A 16,006-nucleotide genomic window follows, 5' to 3' on the forward strand; every position below is an offset into this window, starting at 1 on the left:
GAACCCACATGAACACCCCCAATCTAGGATACCGCACCGGCGTCGGAGCCCAAACCGGCGCCGTCTATGACGAAGGCCTGCGCCAGCACATGCTGCGCGTTTACAACTACATGGGAGTTGGCCTCGTCGTTACCGGCGTGATCGCCTTCGTCGTGGCTTCGACGCCAGCCCTCTACGTGCCGATCTTTTCCACTCCGTTGAAGTGGGTGGTGATGCTGGCACCGCTCGCCTTCGTGCTGCTGTTCTCGTTCCGGATGCAGACGATGTCCGCGGCCGGCGCTCAGGCGATGTTCTGGGCATTCTGTGCGGTCATGGGCCTGTCGCTGGCGTCCGTGTTCCTGGTGTTCACCGGGACCAGCATCGCGCGCACCTTCTTCATCGCCGCCACCATGTTCGGCGCGACCAGCCTTTACGGCTACACGACCAAACGCGACCTGACCCAGTTCTCGTCCTTCCTGATCATGGGGCTGATCGGCGTGGTGATCGCCAGCATCGTCAACATCTTCCTCGGCTCGACCGCGCTCCAGTTCGCCATCTCGGTGATCGGCATCGCCGTGTTCATCGGTCTCACCGCCTGGGATACCCAGACGATCAAGGAGCAATTTGCTGAAAACTTCGGTGCGGAATCGCAGCAGAAGCTCGCCGTCTTCGGTGCATTCTCGCTCTATTTGAATTTTATCAACATCTTCCAGCTGCTGTTGAACTTCACCGGCGAGCGCGAATAGCCGCGTCAAATCCATGCATGTCGCGGCAGCGGCTTTGGAGCAGCGACATGCATGAACAGAGACTTGAAGCGCGTCGCGAAAATCTCTCGGAACGCGGCGCGCCTGGATATCGGAGTTGCTTGCCATGGACAGGAACGACCAGCAGGCGATCGGCACTCTTTCGAGAAACTTGCCAATGTCGAGCGGCAGACGCCGCCGCGCGACGCCGAAACGGAACGCTTCATCAACGATCAGATTGCCCGGCAGCCCGGCGCCCCATACTACATGGCGCCGGGGAGGGTAGGAGGCACGGCAATCGAGGAAAAGGTCGGGCTGATACGGGCCTGTCGCTGAGTGGCTGCATCGGGCGAAGCTGGCTGGTAGGAGACCGGGCATCCATGGTGGCGATACGATTGCGATCCAGCCGACGAAGCAAGCCGCTGTGACCACTGTGTCTTCGAGGTGCCCAAGGCGAACTCTGCCAACCTCAGGAGCTGCACGTCAGAGGTGCCCGCCGGCGCGAAGATGTGGTGCGCATCCCGCAGCAATCTTTCGATGGGCCGGTCGGCGAACAATCCACAGGCGGCATGCACCTCCATGGCATTGCGGGCCGAATCCAAGGCGTACTCGACGTTGATCAGCTTGGCATTTATCAGTTCAGGGTCACACGGCACGGCGCGGTCCAGCATATGCACTGCGTGATAGGCGGCGAGCCGGGCGGTCATCAGCCGCGACTGCATCTGGCCGAGTTTCTGCTTAATGGTCGGAAGTTCGCAAAGAGGGCTGCCGTAACGGTGCTGCTGCGCGGCAAATGCCACGGTCTCGTCGACAAGCGCATGGTGGATTCCGAGCGCGACGGCGGTCAGGTTGGGCCTCCCGTAGAGGATGCTGGAAGAGTAGGCCACAGCCAAGCCGTCGCCCTCCTTGCCGAGCAGGTTTTCAGCGGGGACCCGGCAGTTGTCGAAGGCAAGTTCCCCAAAACCGAAGCCGTGCAAGCCCATCGCCGGCTTCAGTGCGGCGCGTGAGAGGCCGGGGCGATCCGCCTCTACGAGGAACGCGGACAGACCCTTCGAGCCGCCTCCGGTCCGGACGATCACCCCATGCAGATCGCCGACATGGCTATTGCCGACATACGTCTTGTGGCCGTTGAGGATATAGCCGTCGCCGTCGCGCTCTGCGTTGGACGCCTACGCTAAGCCGATCGACGCAAAAATCAGAGAGGCTTTCCGTCGGTTCACGCTGAGAATTCCACCCATCAGAAAGTCGCATAAGATAGATTATGGAACTGATGTGCGTTGTAATTGCGTTGCTTTTCGGCCCAACCGCAGTTCCTCGTTTCCTTTGGAACCAGCGGAATAGCGTTGCGTCTCCTGCGACGCACACAAGTTCCTACGCCGCCTGTGGCACGCAGGCCTCGCAGATCGCCGCGACGTGCCGGTGGTCGGTGCCGCAGCAGCCGCCCAGGATGCGCATCGTCGGAAACGAGGCTGTCAGCCTGCTGTAGCGCCGCCCGAGATCGTCCGGGTCGCCCGCGTCGAGCGTTTCCGATTCGTCCAGTTCGGCATGGCTTTTGGTTGAAGCGTTCGCCTTCACGCCATAGACGCGATCGAGCCAGCGCTCGCCCTTGTTCAGCGCCTGCATGAAATGCGTCGGATGGGCGCAGTTGATCATATAGTAGGCCGGCGCACCGTCTGTCGCGTCGTCGACCCTGTCGATCGCCTCGCCGAGCGCCATGCCGGTCACCAGCTTGCCGTCCGTCTCCACGGTGAACGAGATCATGCACGGCATCTCATGTGCCTTGGCCGCCCGCGCCACGCCGATTGCCTCGTGGAAATTGGTGAGCGTATAGGCCGCAACCATGTCGGCCTCGGTCCGCGCGAAACTCTCGATCTGCGCCGCGTGATAGGCTTCCGCCTCGCTGGCGTCCATCTCGCCGGCTTTGTAGCCGTCGCCGCGCGGCCCGATCGCGCCGCTGATGACGCACGGCGTTTCGGCGGTCTCGAACTCATTGCGCAGGTCGAGAAGAAGCTCGATCGAGGCCTCGTTGACGGCCCGCAACGCTTCCGGCCCATAGCCGAGCAAGGTTCCCCAATCGGGGTTGGCTCGCCACGTCGGCGTGTCGAGGATGAAGCCGGTCCCGCTTCTGCGCGCAATGGTCAGATAACGGATAAAATATTCCCTCAGCTTCTGCCGGCCTTCAGGCGTTGCCATCAGCGTGAATGAAGCAAAGTGCGGAAGGTCGAGGCCTTCGTGAAAGATGAGGGACGTTTCCATGCCGCCATCGCTCAGGAATGTTCTGTTGGCGAGTTGCGGCAGATTCTGGCGGTACTTGGCCATGTTTGTCTCCAGTGGTAAGATGACACCGGTGCCGCCCTGATGGCGGCCGGTTCGCAATAGCCAGGTTTTAGCAGTACGTGCCGCCGGTGCGGTAGAAGGCTCGTGGTCCGGTACTCCACCGAAGCGGAAACCGCAGCAATTACAGACGGATAGCCGCGCTGGGCCGGTCATATTGCTATCGGTGCCGATGGTGGCGGGTGTGAAAACCATACCGCCGGTACAGTAGATCTAAGGGCATTCGGTCATGCGCAAAGGTGCGGAAACGCGCGAACGCATTCTGGAGATCGCCGAGGCCTCGGTGCTCGCCAAGGGGTTCGGCGCGACTTCCATCGAGGAGGTGATCGCCGAAGCCGGCATCACCAAGAGCGGCTTCTTCTATCATTTCAAGGACAAGAACGAACTCGCCCGCGCCTTGATGCTGCGCTACGTCGAGGAGAACGACCGCATCTTCGATGATGTGTTTCACCGCGGCCGGCAATTGTCCGATGATCCGTTGCAGTCGTTCCTGATCACGCTCAAGCTGCTTGCCGAGCTGATGGGTGACTTGCCGAACGGCCACCCCGGCTGCCTGATCGCGACGTTCACCTATCAGGAGCGCCTCTTTGACCGCACCGTTCGCGACATCGCCGCCGCCGCCGTCCGCTCCTGGAACGGGCGGTTTCGCGACGCGCTGAACGAGATCGCGGCCGTTTATCCTGCCCGCAAGGGCATGGACCTCGACGACGTCGCCATCATGTTCTCCTGTGTGATCGATGGCGGCATCATCATGTCGCGGGGGCTCGGCGACCCGCGTGTCCTCGAACGCCAGATCCTCGCCTTCCGCAACGTCGTAAAGATGTTGTTCGCGCCGGCGGCGCCCGAAATCATGCAGCCGCCCACCGCCGTCGCCGCCGAATAGAGTGCGCCGGGCGCTCGCCGCAGCCTTGAGACTGCGATAATCAGGCGCGTTCGATTCAGACTGCCAGCTTCGCCACGACAGCCTGCGCTGCCCTGATCATTGCCTGTGGCTCGGCGGCGAACACCGCGTCGTGCGCGCCGGCCGCTGCCCAAACACGATCGAAACCGAGCAGCGTTTCGTCGGCGAACGCCGGGATTGCAATCAGATGGCCGATCGGCGCCACGCCGCCGATTGCAAATCCAGTCTCGTCGCGGATCTGCCGCGGGTCGGCGCGCTTCAGCAGCTCGCCGGCCAGTGCGGCAGCCTTGCCCAGATCGAGCTGATTGGAGCCGGAAACCAGGAAGAGAAACAGCTTTCCGCTGGTTTGTCCCTGGAACACCAGGGATTTGACGATCTGGGCGACTGTGCAGCCGCATTGCGCGGCGGCTTCCTCGGCGGTGCGTGTCGAGGCGCCCATGCGCCTGATTTCGATGTCGAGGCCGGCATCGGCCGCTGCCCTGGTCACACGATCAACGCTCCCAGCCATGAAGAACCGAACCTATCATGCAGATTCATAAGGGATTTCGATCGTCATGCCGTCATAGGCCGGGTCGACGCCGGCCGGCGTCTCGGCCATCACCGCAGCGTAGTCGAGCGGCACATGCATATGCGTCAGTACGGCCTTTTTCGGCGCCAGTTTTTCGATCCAGCCGAGTGCCTGGCCGAGCGACAGATGGCTCGGATGCGGCCTGTATTGCAGCGCATCGATGACCAGCACGTCGAGATCGCGCAGCCGTTCGGCGGTGGCGTCGGGGAAATCACTGACATCGGGGCAATAGGCGAGGCCGCCGATGCGAAACCCAAGCGATATGATGTCGCCATGGATCTGCGGCAGCGGCTCGAGGGTCAGGGCACCCCCCTCGCCTTCGATCACCACCGCCCTGGCATGGTCGATGATATGGGGCTCGACAATGGGCGGATAGGAACTGCCTAACGGTGTTTCGAAACAATAGCCGAATGCTTCCCGTAACCGCAGCATGGTCGGCTGGTCGGCGTGGATATCGATCCGATGACGCTGCTCGAGCACGAAGCCGCGCAAATCGTCGATGCCGTGGATGTGGTCGGCATGCGGATGCGTATAGACGACCGCATCTATGCGCCTGACTGAAGCCAGCAGCATCTGCGCGCGGAAATCCGGCCCGGTGTCGATGACGACTGTGGTCCTGTCGCCGTTTGCCGCGATCCGCTCGATGAGCGCTGCGGTGCGCATGCGCCGGTTCCTCGGATTGGCCGGATCGCAATTCCCCCAGTCGCCGGTGATGCGCGGCGTGCCCGGCGATGAGCCGCAGCCGAGAATGGTGAGGCGCAGCCGGTCGCTCATGCGTCAAACGCTCAGCGCGGTCGGGCGCGGCATCTTGCTGAACAGCCGGAAGAAATTGTCCGTGGTGACAGCGGCGATGTCAGCCTCGCTGACGCCGATCGTTTCGGCCAGCACCTTGGCCGTATGCGCGACATAGGCAGGCTCGTTGCGCTTGCCGCGAAACGGTACCGGCGCAAGGTACGGCGCGTCGGTTTCGACCAGCAGGCGGTCATGTGGCACATCGGCGGCGATGGCGCGCAGCTCGGCCGAATTCTTGAAAGTCACGATGCCGGAAAACGAAACATAACCGCCGAGCGCCACGCCGATCTCGGCCAGCCTGCGCCCTGACGAAAAACAGTGCAGGATGAACGGGAAGGCGCCCTTCCCTGTTTCCTCCTTGAGGATATCAGCCATGTCGCTGTCGGCATCACGCGCGTGGATGACCAGAGGCAGGCCCGTCTCGCGCGCTGCGGCGATGTGCGTGCGAAAGCCCTGCGCCTGCGCATCGCGCGGCGCATGATCGTAGAAATAGTCGAGCCCGGCCTCGCCGATCGCCACCACTTTGCGATGAGCGGACAGCCGGACAAGCGCCTCGACAGTCACGTCCAACTCCTCGGCGGCGTTGTGAGGATGGGTGCCGACAGAGCAATAGACTTCGTCGAAAGATTCAGCGATCTCAAGCACTTGTTGGAACCGCTTCACACGCGTCGAGATCGTCACCATGCGACCGATTCCAGCGGCCAAGGCGCGGGCGACGATGGCAGCCCGCTCCTCTGCGAAATCCGGAAAGTCGAGATGGCAGTGACTGTCGACCAACATCAGATGTTCGCGTCCGGTTGCTCGACGTAACGCGGAAACACGCCCTCCGGCGCGGGCAGAGTAATCCCCGATACCAGCGCATGGTCCGCGTGGACATGCACGAAATCGCGGCTGTCCGCCGGTACGGCCAGCAGGTCGAGCAGCTTGGCGGCCGATCCCGGAATGAAGGGCTGGCACAGCAGCGCCACGCGTCGGACGACTTCCGCGGTCGTCCACAGCACCGTTTCCATGCGCTCCGGATCGGTCTTTCTGAGCGCCCACGGTTCCTGCGAGGCGAAGTAGCGATCAGCCTCCGCCACGACGCCGAAGATCGCCGCCAGCGCCAGATGGATGCCCTGCTCCGCCATCATCTTGCGTGCAGTAGCAAGCGCCTCCACCGTCTGGTCGAGGATCGCCCTGTCGGCCTCCGCCAACTCGCTGCGTTTCGGCACTACGCCGCCGCAGTTCTTGGCGATCATCGACAGCGAGCGCTGCGCCAGATTGCCAAGGCCGTTGGCGAGGTCGGCATTGGTGCGGTTGACGATGGCGTCGTGGCTGTAGCTGCCGTCCTGGCCGAACGGCACTTCGCGCATGAAGAAATAGCGTACCTGGTCGAGACCGTAATGCTCGATCATCGCGAACGGATCGACGACATTGCCGACCGACTTCGACATTTTCTCGCCGCGGTTGAACAGAAAACCATGCGCGAATACGCGCTTCGGCAGTTCGATCCCTGCCGACAGCAGGAAGGCCGGCCAGTAGACGGCATGGAAGCGGACGATGTCCTTGCCGATGACGTGGACGTTCGCCGGCCAGAAGGACCATCTGTCATCGGCCGCATCCGGATAACCGGCAGCCGTGATGTAGTTGGTCAATGCATCGACCCAGACATACATCACATGCTTGTCGTCGCCCGGCACCGGCACGCCCCATTTGAACGTGGTGCGCGAGATCGACAGGTCCTTCAGCCCGGATTTGACGAAGCTGACGATTTCGTTGCGCCGCTCCGCCGGTCCGACAAATTCGGGGTTGCTCTCATAGAGCGCGAGCAACCTGTCCTGATAGGCGGAAAGGCGGAAGAAATAGCTCTCTTCCTCGGTCCACTCGACGGGCGAGCCGAGCGGTTCGCGACGCACGCCGTCGTCGCCGACCTTGGTTTCGGCCTCGTCGAAATAGGCTTCCTGCCGCACCGAATACCAGCCGCTATAGCGGTCGAGGTAAATGTCGCCATTTTCCGCCATGCGTGTCCAGATCGCCTGGCAGGCCTTGTAGTGGCGCTCTTCGGTGGTGCGGATGAAAACATCATTCGAACAGCCGGTCGCTTCAAGCATCGAGCGGAAGATCGCCGAATTGCGATCGGCAAGCGCTTTCGGCGTCAGGCCTTCGGCGTCCGCCGTCTGCTGCATCTTCAAACCGTGCTCGTCGGTTCCCGAGACGAAGAAGACGTCCTTGCCGTCGAGCCGCTGAAAGCGGGCCAGCGTGTCGCTGGCGATGACATTGTAGGCATGACCGATATGCGGCTTGCCGTTCGGATAGAAAATCGGCGTCGTGAGGTAGTATTTTTCGCGTGCCATGTGGATGAGCCGTCATGAATGTCTGAATGAAAGATGTCGGTGGATATCGCATCGAAACGGCGATTGCCATCCCGATGGGCCGTCACATTCGCATTGCAGAATTCAGGCGGTCGATCATGGTCAAGGCATGCTGCTTCTTGTCGAGATTGTAGGTGTCGGTCTCAGATATAGCGTTCAAAGCCTCGTGCCAAGTATCGGACAGCGTTTTGGCCCGCGCCAGATCGCCCGCCAGCGCGGCCTGGCTTGCGCCGGTCGAGAGCAGGTCGAGCGCACGGCGATTGAAAATATCGAACTGGATCGCCCGGTCGCGCCCGGCGACCGCCTCCGCGAGGCGATAGGCGCCGGCAACATCGCTCTTTGCCGCTGTCGCCAGGGCGTCGAGCGTCTCGGCGATTTCCAGCCCGCCATACTGCGTCAACAGTATTGCGGTGCGCGCGCTGCCCCCTGCCCGCTTGGCCAGTGCCGCGCGCGCCGCGGGATCGTCCGGAGGCGGTGGTTCGACGCTTTCCAAAACCGTCATCAGGCTCTCGGCATCGAGCGGCGTCAGCCGCACCATCTGGCAGCGTGAGCGGATGGTCGGCAGCAGGCTGCCCGGCGCATGGACGATGAGGATGAACAAGGTGCGTGCAGGTGGTTCTTCAAGATTCTTCAGCAAGGCGTTGGCCGCATTGGTATTCATGTCGTCGGCCGGGTCGACGATCACCACCCGGTAGCTGCCGTCATGCGAGGTCAGCGACAGGAAACGGCTGACCTTGCGGATCTCGTCGACGGTGACGACCGTCTTGAAGCTTTTCGTCTTGTCGTTCGGTGGGCGGGTCAGATGCAGCACCGAAGGATGCGCGCCGGTGGCGATCTGGCGAAACAGCGATGACGCCGGATCGGGAACGGCAAGCACATCCGGCGCCTGTTCGAACGCCGGATGCTTCAACAGATGATGCGCCAGATGAAAGGCGAGCGTCGCCTTACCGATGCCGACCGGCCCGACAAAGATCAGCGCATGCGGCAGCTTCCCGGAGCGATAGGCTGATGCCAGCATGTTCGCTGCCTGGTCATGTCCGACCAGGCGCGGCGTCTCGGATGGCTCCGGTACGCCATCAAGCGTGTCGTGCTGTTCTGGTGCGATCCGTTCGAAAATCATCCCGGCGCCTGCTTCCTGTGTCTCGGCGTCATCGTCTCCAGCGCCGCGAACACGGCGCCGGCGACGACATTCTCCACCGTGTCGGGGTCGGCGGAGGCGTCGACGACGATGCAGCGCTCGGGTTCTGCCGCGGCGATCGCCAGAAACGCTTCGCGGCGGCGCTGATGGATATCAAGCGTTTCCTTTTCGAAACGGTCGGCGCCGGCATCGGTGCCCCGCCGTACCGTGGCGCGCCGCAGTCCTTCGGCCGGGTCGAGATCAAAGATCAGCGTCATGTCGGGCACCATGCCGTTGATGGCGACCGTTTCCAGCGCGTCCATGAAGGCTGGATCGAGGCCGCCGGTGACGCCCTGGTAGACGCGCGAGGAGTCCATGAAGCGATCACAAAGCACGATCGAGCCGCGCTCGACCGCCGGCCGGATGACCTGCTCGACATGGTCGGAACGCGCGGCGGCAAACAGCAGCGCCTCCATTTTGGGGCCGAATGGCTCGGCAGCGCCGGAAAGCAGGACATGCCGGACCGCCTCTGCGCCTGGCGAGCCACCCGGCTCGCGCGTGACAATGACATCGTATTGCTTGGCGCGCATCTTGCCGGCCAGCCGCTCGATCTGCGTCGACTTGCCTGCCCCTTCTCCGCCTTCGAAGGTGATGAAGAATCCGCTCACCAAAGCCTTTGTCCATGCTGCGGGACCGTAATAGTCCCGACTTGAGAAAAGGTCCACGCCGCGGCTGCTAACGCAGCCAGCCGACCGCCAGTTCCTTGGCGGCATCGAGTGCGCGTTGCGGCAGCGAGCCGACGCCAACCGTTTCGGCCGCGAAAAGCGGCGTTTCCTGGCTCAGCGTGTCACCGATCCAGACCCGCAGCGCGCCCACCGGTTGCCCCTCCTCCACGGGGGCTGCAACCGGTCCCTCATAGACGATCCTGGCAGTCAGCTTGTCGCGGTTGGCGATCGGCAGGAAGATGACCACGGGCGCTTTTGCCTTCAGCGCCACGCCGGATTTCGCACCGCCGAACACCTGGGCCTCGCCGACCACTTCGTCCTTGGCGAAAATCTCGGTTTTCTCAAAGGAACGAAGGCCCCAGTCGAGCAGCTTTCGCGCTTCCTCGGCGCGCTCGCGGTCGCTTGCCAGGCCGCTCATTGCCGCAATGACCCGCCTGCCGCCTTGGCTGACCGAGCCGACGATGCCGAAGCCGGATGCATCGCTCCTGCCGATCGCCAGGCCGTCGGCGCCGATATCCATCGCCAGCAGCGGGTTGCGGTTCCTCTGGGTGATCTTGTTCCAGGTGAAATCCTTCTGGCCGTAATAGCGATAGAGGTCTGGGTACTCGCGCCAGATATGCAGGGCCAGGAGCGCAAGCTCTCGAACCGTTGTCTGCTGGCCGTCGGCCGGCAGGCCGGTTGCATTGACGAATGTCGATTTTTTGAGGCCAATCTGCCTTGCGCGCTCGGTCATCCCAGTCGCGAAATTCGCCTCCGATCCGGCAAAACCTTCGGCGATGATGATGCAGCCGTCATTGGCGGCCTGGACCGTCACGCCCTGGATCAGGTCTTCAAGCCGGATCGTCGACTTGAGCTGGGCAAACATCGTCGATGTCCCGGATGGCGCGCCGCCGGTGCGCCATGCGTTCTCACTCACCACGTATGTATCGTTAAGCGTCACGCGCCTCGATTTGATGGCGTTGAACACCACCTCCATCGTCATCAGCTTGGCCAGTGACGCCGGCTGAATCGGCCTGTCGGCATCCTTGGAAAACAGCACCGTTCCGGTTTCGGCATCGATCATGAAGGCCTGTGCGGCCTTGGTTTCGAAAAGCTGCGCCGCGGCCGGAGCCAGCGAAAGCAGCAGGAGGCCAAAACCCAGAAGCCCGGCGAGAGGCGCGGCGAAGCGAAATTTCATGAGAAGTTCGACCTGTCAGCCGGCATTTTTGGGGCAAGCTCTAGGCTATCAGGCTTTGTCCCGGCCGAGCAACCGCGCGATGGACAACCGGCCAAAACTTCAAGTTTTGCCGGTCAATTCCGAACCACGAGCGCGTCCGGCGCGCCATGCGACCATGCCGCCTGCAGCATGTCGTCCAGGCTGCCATGGCCGTCCGGATAGAGATTGACCGAATACCAGTCCTTGCCCTCGAATTCCGAGCGCTGGATTTCGGTGTTGCCGAAGCCGGAAAGCTGGGTTGCCACCTGCTGCGCCTCGGCGGCATCCTCGAACGAGCCCGCCGCGATATAGTCGGTGGGCGAAGCGGCCGAAGGAACTTGCCGCTTCCACGATTGCAGGATTTCGGCGGGCCCGGCGCCATCCAGCGCGGCAAAGACAGTGGAGGCGCGCTGCACGCGTTCGCTCGCATAAGACAGCGTCGCTACCCTGAACGGCGATTGCGGCAGATTGATCTGCGGCCGTTCCGGCACGATCGGCCCGAAATCGGGCAGCGTCACGCTGCCGGCGGCCGGCGTCTGCGCCGCCACGACCGGCTGTGCCGATGCGGAATTCGTCAACTTACCGGGAAAGGCAGCGGCGGGGGCCAACGCCGTGCTCGGCGATGGTCCGTTCATGGCGATCATGACGCCGGTGGGCAGGCCGTCCGACGGATCCGGCGCCCTGTTGCCGGGATGGTAAGAGGCCATCAGATAGTGTTCGTCTTTGCCGTGAAGCGGCGCCCGTCCGACATATTCAACCTTCACCTTGGCCGTGCCGATATTGGCATAGTCGAGCATTTCGGCGGCGCGCTTCGACACATCGATGATGCGCCCCTCATGGTAAGGACCGCGATCGTTGACGCGCACGATGACCGAGCTGCCGGTCTTCAGATTGGTGACCCGCGCATAGCTCGGCAGCGGCATTGTCGGATGCGCGCCGGTCAGATGTGTCATGTCGTAGACTTCGCCGTTGGCGGTCAGCCTGCCGTGGAAGGCTTCGCCATACCAGGAGGCGAGACCCTTCTTGGCGTAGCGCTTGTCTTCCTTCGGATAATACCACTTGCCGCGCACTTGATAGGGCTTGCCGAGCTGATCGCGTCCGCCGCCACGCTGCAGGCCCGACATCTTGAAGCTAACGCGCGGGCTGGCTTTTACGCCATATTCGGATTCGGCAAAATATTCCTTGGAGCGAGGCTTCTTGTTGACCATTGCCTTTGGCTGTGGCGGCGCCGCGCAAGCCGCCAGCAAGGCAGCCGACAGGGCACACAACGCGAAAGCGGAAGCGCGACGAAGACGCGGGCGCGTCGTGCTTGGCATTTTTCGATTGTCCCCTCTCAACAAAGGCGCCGCAACTTGACCGTCGGCAGGGCCAAAACCTACCCGACAATGCCAGCGACACCTTGATTCGCAATCCCTTGTGCACAGGAATTGTTTATCACCGTATTAACCGATTATGGTCGGAACCGGGCGAGATTGTGGCACAAGCCGTCCCGGCGATCGCTGTGAGAAATCACGGCGTTTCGAGCTTCGGCGCAGCGCTGCTCGTCCTGCTCAAGCCCCGCCGTCAAGCACCCGTGCCCTGCCCCTGGCAGGAACCGGCAACAGCCGGTTGACAGGACTTCGTTGGGCGCACTAGAGCAATGAAGAGCGAACGATCTCCGAGGCGTGCCCACAGGGTACGCGTTGAGATCAGGACGAGCATCCAGGTGGTTGAAAAATCACGATGGAGGGATGGCCGAGCGGTTTAAGGCACCGGTCTTGAAAACCGGCGTGGGTGCAAGCCCACCGTGGGTTCGAATCCCACTCCCTCCGCCATCTGCCGTTGAATTATCTAAGTGGGGTAGCTTACGCGATCAGGCTTGACGCTCTGCCCTGCCGCGCGATGCTGAGTACGGCTTGGGGGGATCATTTGCTTACCCGCGGTGGGGGGAACATGACTCCTGAGTTCTTTGGGAGTTGGCTGCTCCAAGTAGCCGTGATGCTTTGCGTCGTTGCGGGATTGGCAATGACCATCGTTGCGGTTCGCACTGGATGGAGCTCCATTGGTTTCGTGATGATCGGCTTTGCCAAGGCGAGGCCGACACGAGTACATGCTGTCATCGATGGTCGAGAAGATCCTGACCACGTATCTGCGGGAAAAGGGCTACCTGCCGAAGGGCGCAGCAGAATAGCTATGCTCGTCACCGTCAGCCGGGAGGAGTGTAGAGCGGCTCTCTGCATCGATGAACCAAGCACTGGCCATCGAGCGTCGGCACAAACCCTACCGCTGGGATTTCCGACCAGTCGCACGCATTGCTGTACCGGCGGACGTAGAGGGCATAGGTGTTCGGGCCGGTGGTCAGCACCGCCGAGCCATGGCTCTGGATTAGCGCCTGCGTCTGTTGGCAGGTCATGGCGCGGGCGTCCGGCCTGGCCTGGGCGAGGGTTGTGAAGGCAAGCATGACCGCTGCCGAGGTCAACGCAATCCGGCGAATGGACATGACGAGACTCCCATGATGAGCCATTTGGTTGACAAACTCGCATGTCGCAGGGCAGCTGTGCAATGGCGGCCTCCAAATCGGAATTTCCGGACTGGAGCAAACCGCCCGCCCCGTGCGAACCGACGGCGTGCCGCTGGAGCCCGCAACCGAGGACGCTCTCAACTCCATCGCGGCTGAAGTGAAAATTGGCCGGGCGGCCGCACACCGCCGGCATCGATGATGATCTGGGAGCGGTAGCCGTCGAATTTGGCTTCATGCATCCACTCATCGCCTTGGGGCGGCTTGGCGACCAAGGTAGGCATCATTGGCGGGAGAAACTTCAAATGCATGCATTGACTCGCAAAACCGCGATTTCAATTAGCATGCGCTTAATTAGTTCCAATTTTAACGAATCGTTGACCGCGCTGTCCCAGAATAGGACGGCGCGGTCAAACCCCAACCCGGGATTGCGCAGGCGGCTCCGCCGATCTAGCTCCCCCGCCTCACTGTCGGAGCCGCTTCCACACTCCTCTAGCATTACCAGCAAAGGTTGCATCTACTGTTACGTTATCGGAACTCCTTCGATTAGGCGGAGACGGCCACTCCCTCCGCCAAATGCACCCTGCCCCAACATTCTCCGGGTCGGTCTAAACGGCCCGCGAATCCCTTAGTTGGGAACTGCGGGCTTTCAAGGAAAGCTTGAAACCGCGGAGCCTAGCCCTTTGCCGTGGCGTCATTCGCAGCAGGATCTAAATTCGGCCGCTCGATCCCTTGCGTCTCAACATTGTAGACGCGAACGTGCCCTTCGAGGCCTTTGAACTGGCGAGTACCGAGGTCAACGATCGGCATGTTGCCAGGCAAATGGCGCGTCACGGAATAATCGACAAGGATTTGTCGATCTTCAGCGGACGAACACAGCCTCGATGCCAAGTTCACGACATTGCCAATTGCGGTGTAGTCAGCGCGGGCCTCATAGCCAATTCGACCCACCGTTGCCCACCCCATAGCGAGCCCCATGCCGAAGCCAATCTCATAACCACGCTGCCGCCACGCAGATTTGAGCTCTTGTGTGGAATCCTGCATGTCGACAGCCATTTTTACGGCATGAAGCGCCGGCTCTTCACATGGAACCGGGGCGTTGACGAGAATCATCAATCCATCCGCCGAAAAACTGGTCAGCGTCACCTCATACCGAGTGATGATCGCGCCGAGCGCCTCGTAGTACTCACGCAAGAGCTGCATGATGTCCTCAGGCTCAGCGTGCGCCGAAAATGCGGTGAAGCCACGCAAATCGCAAAAAACAGCGGCCACTTCCGCGCGCTGTCCGGCGAGCATTCTCTCGTCGCCAGCCTTTTCTACGAGCTCCGCCACCTGTGGTGCCAGGAAGCGCTTCAAACGCATCATTCGCTCATCGCGGTCCCGCGACATGGCGAGCTCCTCCGCCATTTGGTTGAACCGCGCAGCCAGCCGCTCAAGTTCGTCTCCAGTGACAATGTCGATCCGGTGATCGAACTGTCCGGCACTGATCTTGAGGGCGCCTTCTTTCAGCAATCGGATAGGCCCGCTCATCCGTCTGGCAAGCCAACAGGCGAGTACCGCCGCAAGGACTGTGGCGGCGAGGAACAACCCGCCGGTTCGCCACAATGAAGCGTACAGGGGTGCAAAAGCCTCTGCCTGCGACTGCTCGACAAATACCATCCAACCGGCCGCGGCAACGGGCGCGCCAGCGGTCACAACGCGTTCATTCTCGGCGTTGCGGCTTGCAATCGCAGTGCCGCCCGCGGCGGCGATCGCATCCCGCAATCCGCGCAGGGCCAAACCTGCTTTCTCGTCGGCGCCTTGCATCACTTTGCTGATCGCGGGGTGAGCGATGAGGTGGCCGGTCTCGTCGACGACAAGTGCCTGGCCGCTGCGGCCTACGCGGACTTCGGAAACGATGAGCCAGATAGCCTTCAGACTGATTTCGGCGATGATCGTGTTTTCTAGGACTGTATCGTCGTAATTCGCCATCGCGATGGTTGCCGACGGTTCGGAACCCTGGCGGTAGGCGACCGGGCCATACCAGACCTTCGCGGTCTTGGCGCCCACGACAGCGGGATCGCCCGAGCGGTCCGCCCCGCCTTCCGTCCTGTTTGAGCCAATGCGCGAGACGTGCAGCCGTTCTGCGCCGTCGCCGTCGACGAAACTGATGCTGAGAATTCCCGGGACCTGGTGCATCACACGCAGGAAAAGAAGCCGAAGCTGTTTCACGCTGGCATTGGCCGACACGTCCTCGGGGATCGTGGAGCCGAGCGGAATCTTGATGCCGTCAAGAAAGCTCTCAATTTGTCGGCCGCCGATGTTCCCTCGGACCGCAGCAGGGCACTGAGGATCGCACGCTGGTCGACATAGCTGAACCACCAGTTGCTGATGCCACCGGCAGCCATCGGAAAAATGGCCGCCGCGAACAAGACTAGAAAATACTTCTGAAATAGCGATCGACGCATGGAAGCGGCTTTGAGATTGGAGAAAGGTCTCCCACATGATGCGACCCGACCATAAGTCGCGACAGCTCAGTCCCAGAAAGGTAACCTAAATTCTTACGTCTTGGTATGGGCTGAGCCGTTCCCACTCATGGTCGAGTCTCGTGCCTTCCATGGGGCTTGGATGGACGTTTCCCTGATCGGGGAGAGTCGCGTATTCACCAGCCACGTGAGCACGCCCCCGAAGGCTCGCTAGGCCCAGCGACCTCCCCCCGCAACCAAAGCCGCTGGGCCGCCCCGCTCCGCTAGAGCGCGTCCTGTTTAATCTGGGTCGTATCCAGCTGCCTTGAAGTAGTTGGCGCATTCGGCTGGGGTGAAGCG

General features: G+C 61.9%; 13 protein-coding genes, 1 tRNA gene and 2 pseudogenes. 3 read left to right on the forward strand and 13 right to left on the reverse strand.

Features of this window, described 5'->3' with window-relative positions; genetic code table 11:
• Window positions 1-8 precede the first annotated feature (8 nt).
• Window positions 9-725, forward strand: a complete 717-nt coding sequence (locus tag AC0L2A_RS09985) for a Bax inhibitor-1/YccA family protein (protein ID WP_091591079.1) — start codon at window positions 9-11, stop codon at window positions 723-725.
• 260 nt (window positions 726-985) lie between these two features.
• On the opposite strand, the gene AC0L2A_RS09990 is transcribed toward AC0L2A_RS09985, so the two are convergent.
• The 3 genes and pseudogenes from AC0L2A_RS09990 to AC0L2A_RS10000 form a co-directional block, all read right to left on the reverse strand.
• Window positions 986-1,615 carry an acyl-CoA dehydrogenase family protein gene (locus AC0L2A_RS09990; RefSeq protein WP_473608579.1) on the reverse strand — a complete coding sequence of 210 codons (630 nt, stop codon included), beginning with the start codon at window positions 1,613-1,615 and terminating at the stop codon, window positions 986-988.
• Between the two features lie 54 nt (window positions 1,616-1,669).
• Window positions 1,670-1,870 (reverse strand): annotated as a pseudogene (locus AC0L2A_RS09995) (acyl-CoA dehydrogenase family protein); the annotation flags it as partial.
• Between the two features lie 223 nt (window positions 1,871-2,093).
• Window positions 2,094-3,041, reverse strand: coding sequence for a homocysteine S-methyltransferase family protein (locus AC0L2A_RS10000; protein WP_473608564.1), 948 nt, complete (start codon window positions 3,039-3,041; stop codon window positions 2,094-2,096).
• 244 nt (window positions 3,042-3,285) lie between these two features.
• On the opposite strand from AC0L2A_RS10000, the gene AC0L2A_RS10005 reads away from it, so the two are divergent.
• On the forward strand, window positions 3,286-3,939 hold the full coding sequence (locus tag AC0L2A_RS10005) for a TetR/AcrR family transcriptional regulator (RefSeq protein ID WP_091591074.1): 654 nt from the start codon (window positions 3,286-3,288) through the stop codon (window positions 3,937-3,939).
• 55 nt (window positions 3,940-3,994) lie between these two features.
• Here the strand turns inward: AC0L2A_RS10005 and AC0L2A_RS10010 are convergent, their stop codons facing one another.
• The 8 genes from AC0L2A_RS10010 to AC0L2A_RS10045 all read right to left on the reverse strand — a co-directional run bounded on the left by AC0L2A_RS10010 (window position 3,995) and on the right by AC0L2A_RS10045 (window position 12,021).
• Window positions 3,995-4,465 (reverse strand): YbaK/EbsC family protein, encoded by a 471-nt coding sequence (locus AC0L2A_RS10010; protein ID WP_473608566.1) that lies wholly within the window; start codon window positions 4,463-4,465, stop codon window positions 3,995-3,997.
• 15 nt (window positions 4,466-4,480) lie between these two features.
• A complete protein-coding gene (locus AC0L2A_RS10015; RefSeq protein WP_473608567.1) occupies window positions 4,481-5,299 on the reverse strand; it encodes an MBL fold metallo-hydrolase in 819 nt (272 codons plus the stop codon).
• A gap of 3 nt (window positions 5,300-5,302) precedes the next feature.
• Window positions 5,303-6,097, reverse strand: coding sequence for a TatD family hydrolase (locus AC0L2A_RS10020; protein WP_287247967.1), 795 nt, complete (start codon window positions 6,095-6,097; stop codon window positions 5,303-5,305).
• Window positions 6,097-7,650, reverse strand: a complete 1,554-nt coding sequence (metG, locus tag AC0L2A_RS10025) for a methionine--tRNA ligase (RefSeq protein WP_473608569.1) — start codon at window positions 7,648-7,650, stop codon at window positions 6,097-6,099. Before metG ends, AC0L2A_RS10020 begins: the two co-directional genes overlap by 1 nt.
• A gap of 82 nt (window positions 7,651-7,732) precedes the next feature.
• Complete coding sequence (locus AC0L2A_RS10030) at window positions 7,733-8,788, reverse strand: DNA polymerase III subunit delta' (RefSeq protein ID WP_473608570.1); 1,056 nt, start codon at window positions 8,786-8,788, stop codon at window positions 7,733-7,735.
• The gene (gene tmk, locus AC0L2A_RS10035) at window positions 8,785-9,456 is read right to left on the reverse strand and encodes a dTMP kinase (RefSeq protein WP_091591065.1); all 672 of its coding nucleotides are present in this window, start codon (window positions 9,454-9,456) and stop codon (window positions 8,785-8,787) included. The genes AC0L2A_RS10030 and tmk overlap by 4 nt, the downstream gene beginning before the upstream one ends.
• A gap of 64 nt (window positions 9,457-9,520) precedes the next feature.
• Window positions 9,521-10,687, reverse strand: a complete 1,167-nt coding sequence (locus AC0L2A_RS10040) for a D-alanyl-D-alanine carboxypeptidase family protein (RefSeq protein WP_091591063.1) — start codon at window positions 10,685-10,687, stop codon at window positions 9,521-9,523.
• Window positions 10,688-10,800: 113 nt separating this feature from the next.
• Window positions 10,801-12,021, reverse strand: a complete 1,221-nt coding sequence (locus AC0L2A_RS10045; RefSeq protein WP_091591061.1) for a septal ring lytic transglycosylase RlpA family protein — start codon at window positions 12,019-12,021, stop codon at window positions 10,801-10,803.
• Between the two features lie 408 nt (window positions 12,022-12,429).
• Here AC0L2A_RS10045 and AC0L2A_RS10050 point away from each other — a divergent pair.
• Window positions 12,430-12,519, forward strand: a tRNA-Ser gene (locus AC0L2A_RS10050).
• Between the two features lie 371 nt (window positions 12,520-12,890).
• On the opposite strand, the gene AC0L2A_RS10055 is transcribed toward AC0L2A_RS10050, so the two are convergent.
• The gene (locus tag AC0L2A_RS10055; RefSeq protein WP_091592992.1) at window positions 12,891-13,184 is read right to left on the reverse strand and encodes a hypothetical protein; all 294 of its coding nucleotides are present in this window, start codon (window positions 13,182-13,184) and stop codon (window positions 12,891-12,893) included.
• A gap of 693 nt (window positions 13,185-13,877) precedes the next feature.
• A pseudogene (locus AC0L2A_RS10060) lies at window positions 13,878-15,649 on the reverse strand (adenylate/guanylate cyclase domain-containing protein).
• Window positions 15,650-16,006 lie beyond the last annotated feature (357 nt).

This window comes from Mesorhizobium sp. WSM4844 (genome assembly GCF_055811775.1).

Coding starts and splice junctions, on each gene's coding strand:
- AC0L2A_RS10020 (WP_287247967.1), bottom strand. CDS start 6,097: ATGTTGGTCGACAGTCACTGCCATCTCGACTTTCCGGATTTCGCAGAG.
- AC0L2A_RS10040 (WP_091591063.1), bottom strand. CDS start 10,687: ATGAAATTTCGCTTCGCCGCGCCTCTCGCCGGGCTTCTGGGTTTTGGC.
- AC0L2A_RS10030 (WP_473608570.1), bottom strand. CDS start 8,788: ATGATTTTCGAACGGATCGCACCAGAACAGCACGACACGCTTGATGGC.
- AC0L2A_RS09985 (WP_091591079.1), top strand. CDS start 9: ATGAACACCCCCAATCTAGGATACCGCACCGGCGTCGGAGCCCAAACC.
- AC0L2A_RS10015 (WP_473608567.1), bottom strand. CDS start 5,299: ATGAGCGACCGGCTGCGCCTCACCATTCTCGGCTGCGGCTCATCGCCG.
- AC0L2A_RS10010 (WP_473608566.1), bottom strand. CDS start 4,465: ATGGCTGGGAGCGTTGATCGTGTGACCAGGGCAGCGGCCGATGCCGGC.
- AC0L2A_RS10000 (WP_473608564.1), bottom strand. CDS start 3,041: ATGGCCAAGTACCGCCAGAATCTGCCGCAACTCGCCAACAGAACATTC.
- AC0L2A_RS10005 (WP_091591074.1), top strand. CDS start 3,286: ATGCGCAAAGGTGCGGAAACGCGCGAACGCATTCTGGAGATCGCCGAG.
- AC0L2A_RS10055 (WP_091592992.1), bottom strand. CDS start 13,184: ATGTCCATTCGCCGGATTGCGTTGACCTCGGCAGCGGTCATGCTTGCC.
- AC0L2A_RS10045 (WP_091591061.1), bottom strand. CDS start 12,021: ATGCCAAGCACGACGCGCCCGCGTCTTCGTCGCGCTTCCGCTTTCGCG.
- metG (WP_473608569.1), bottom strand. CDS start 7,650: ATGGCACGCGAAAAATACTACCTCACGACGCCGATTTTCTATCCGAAC.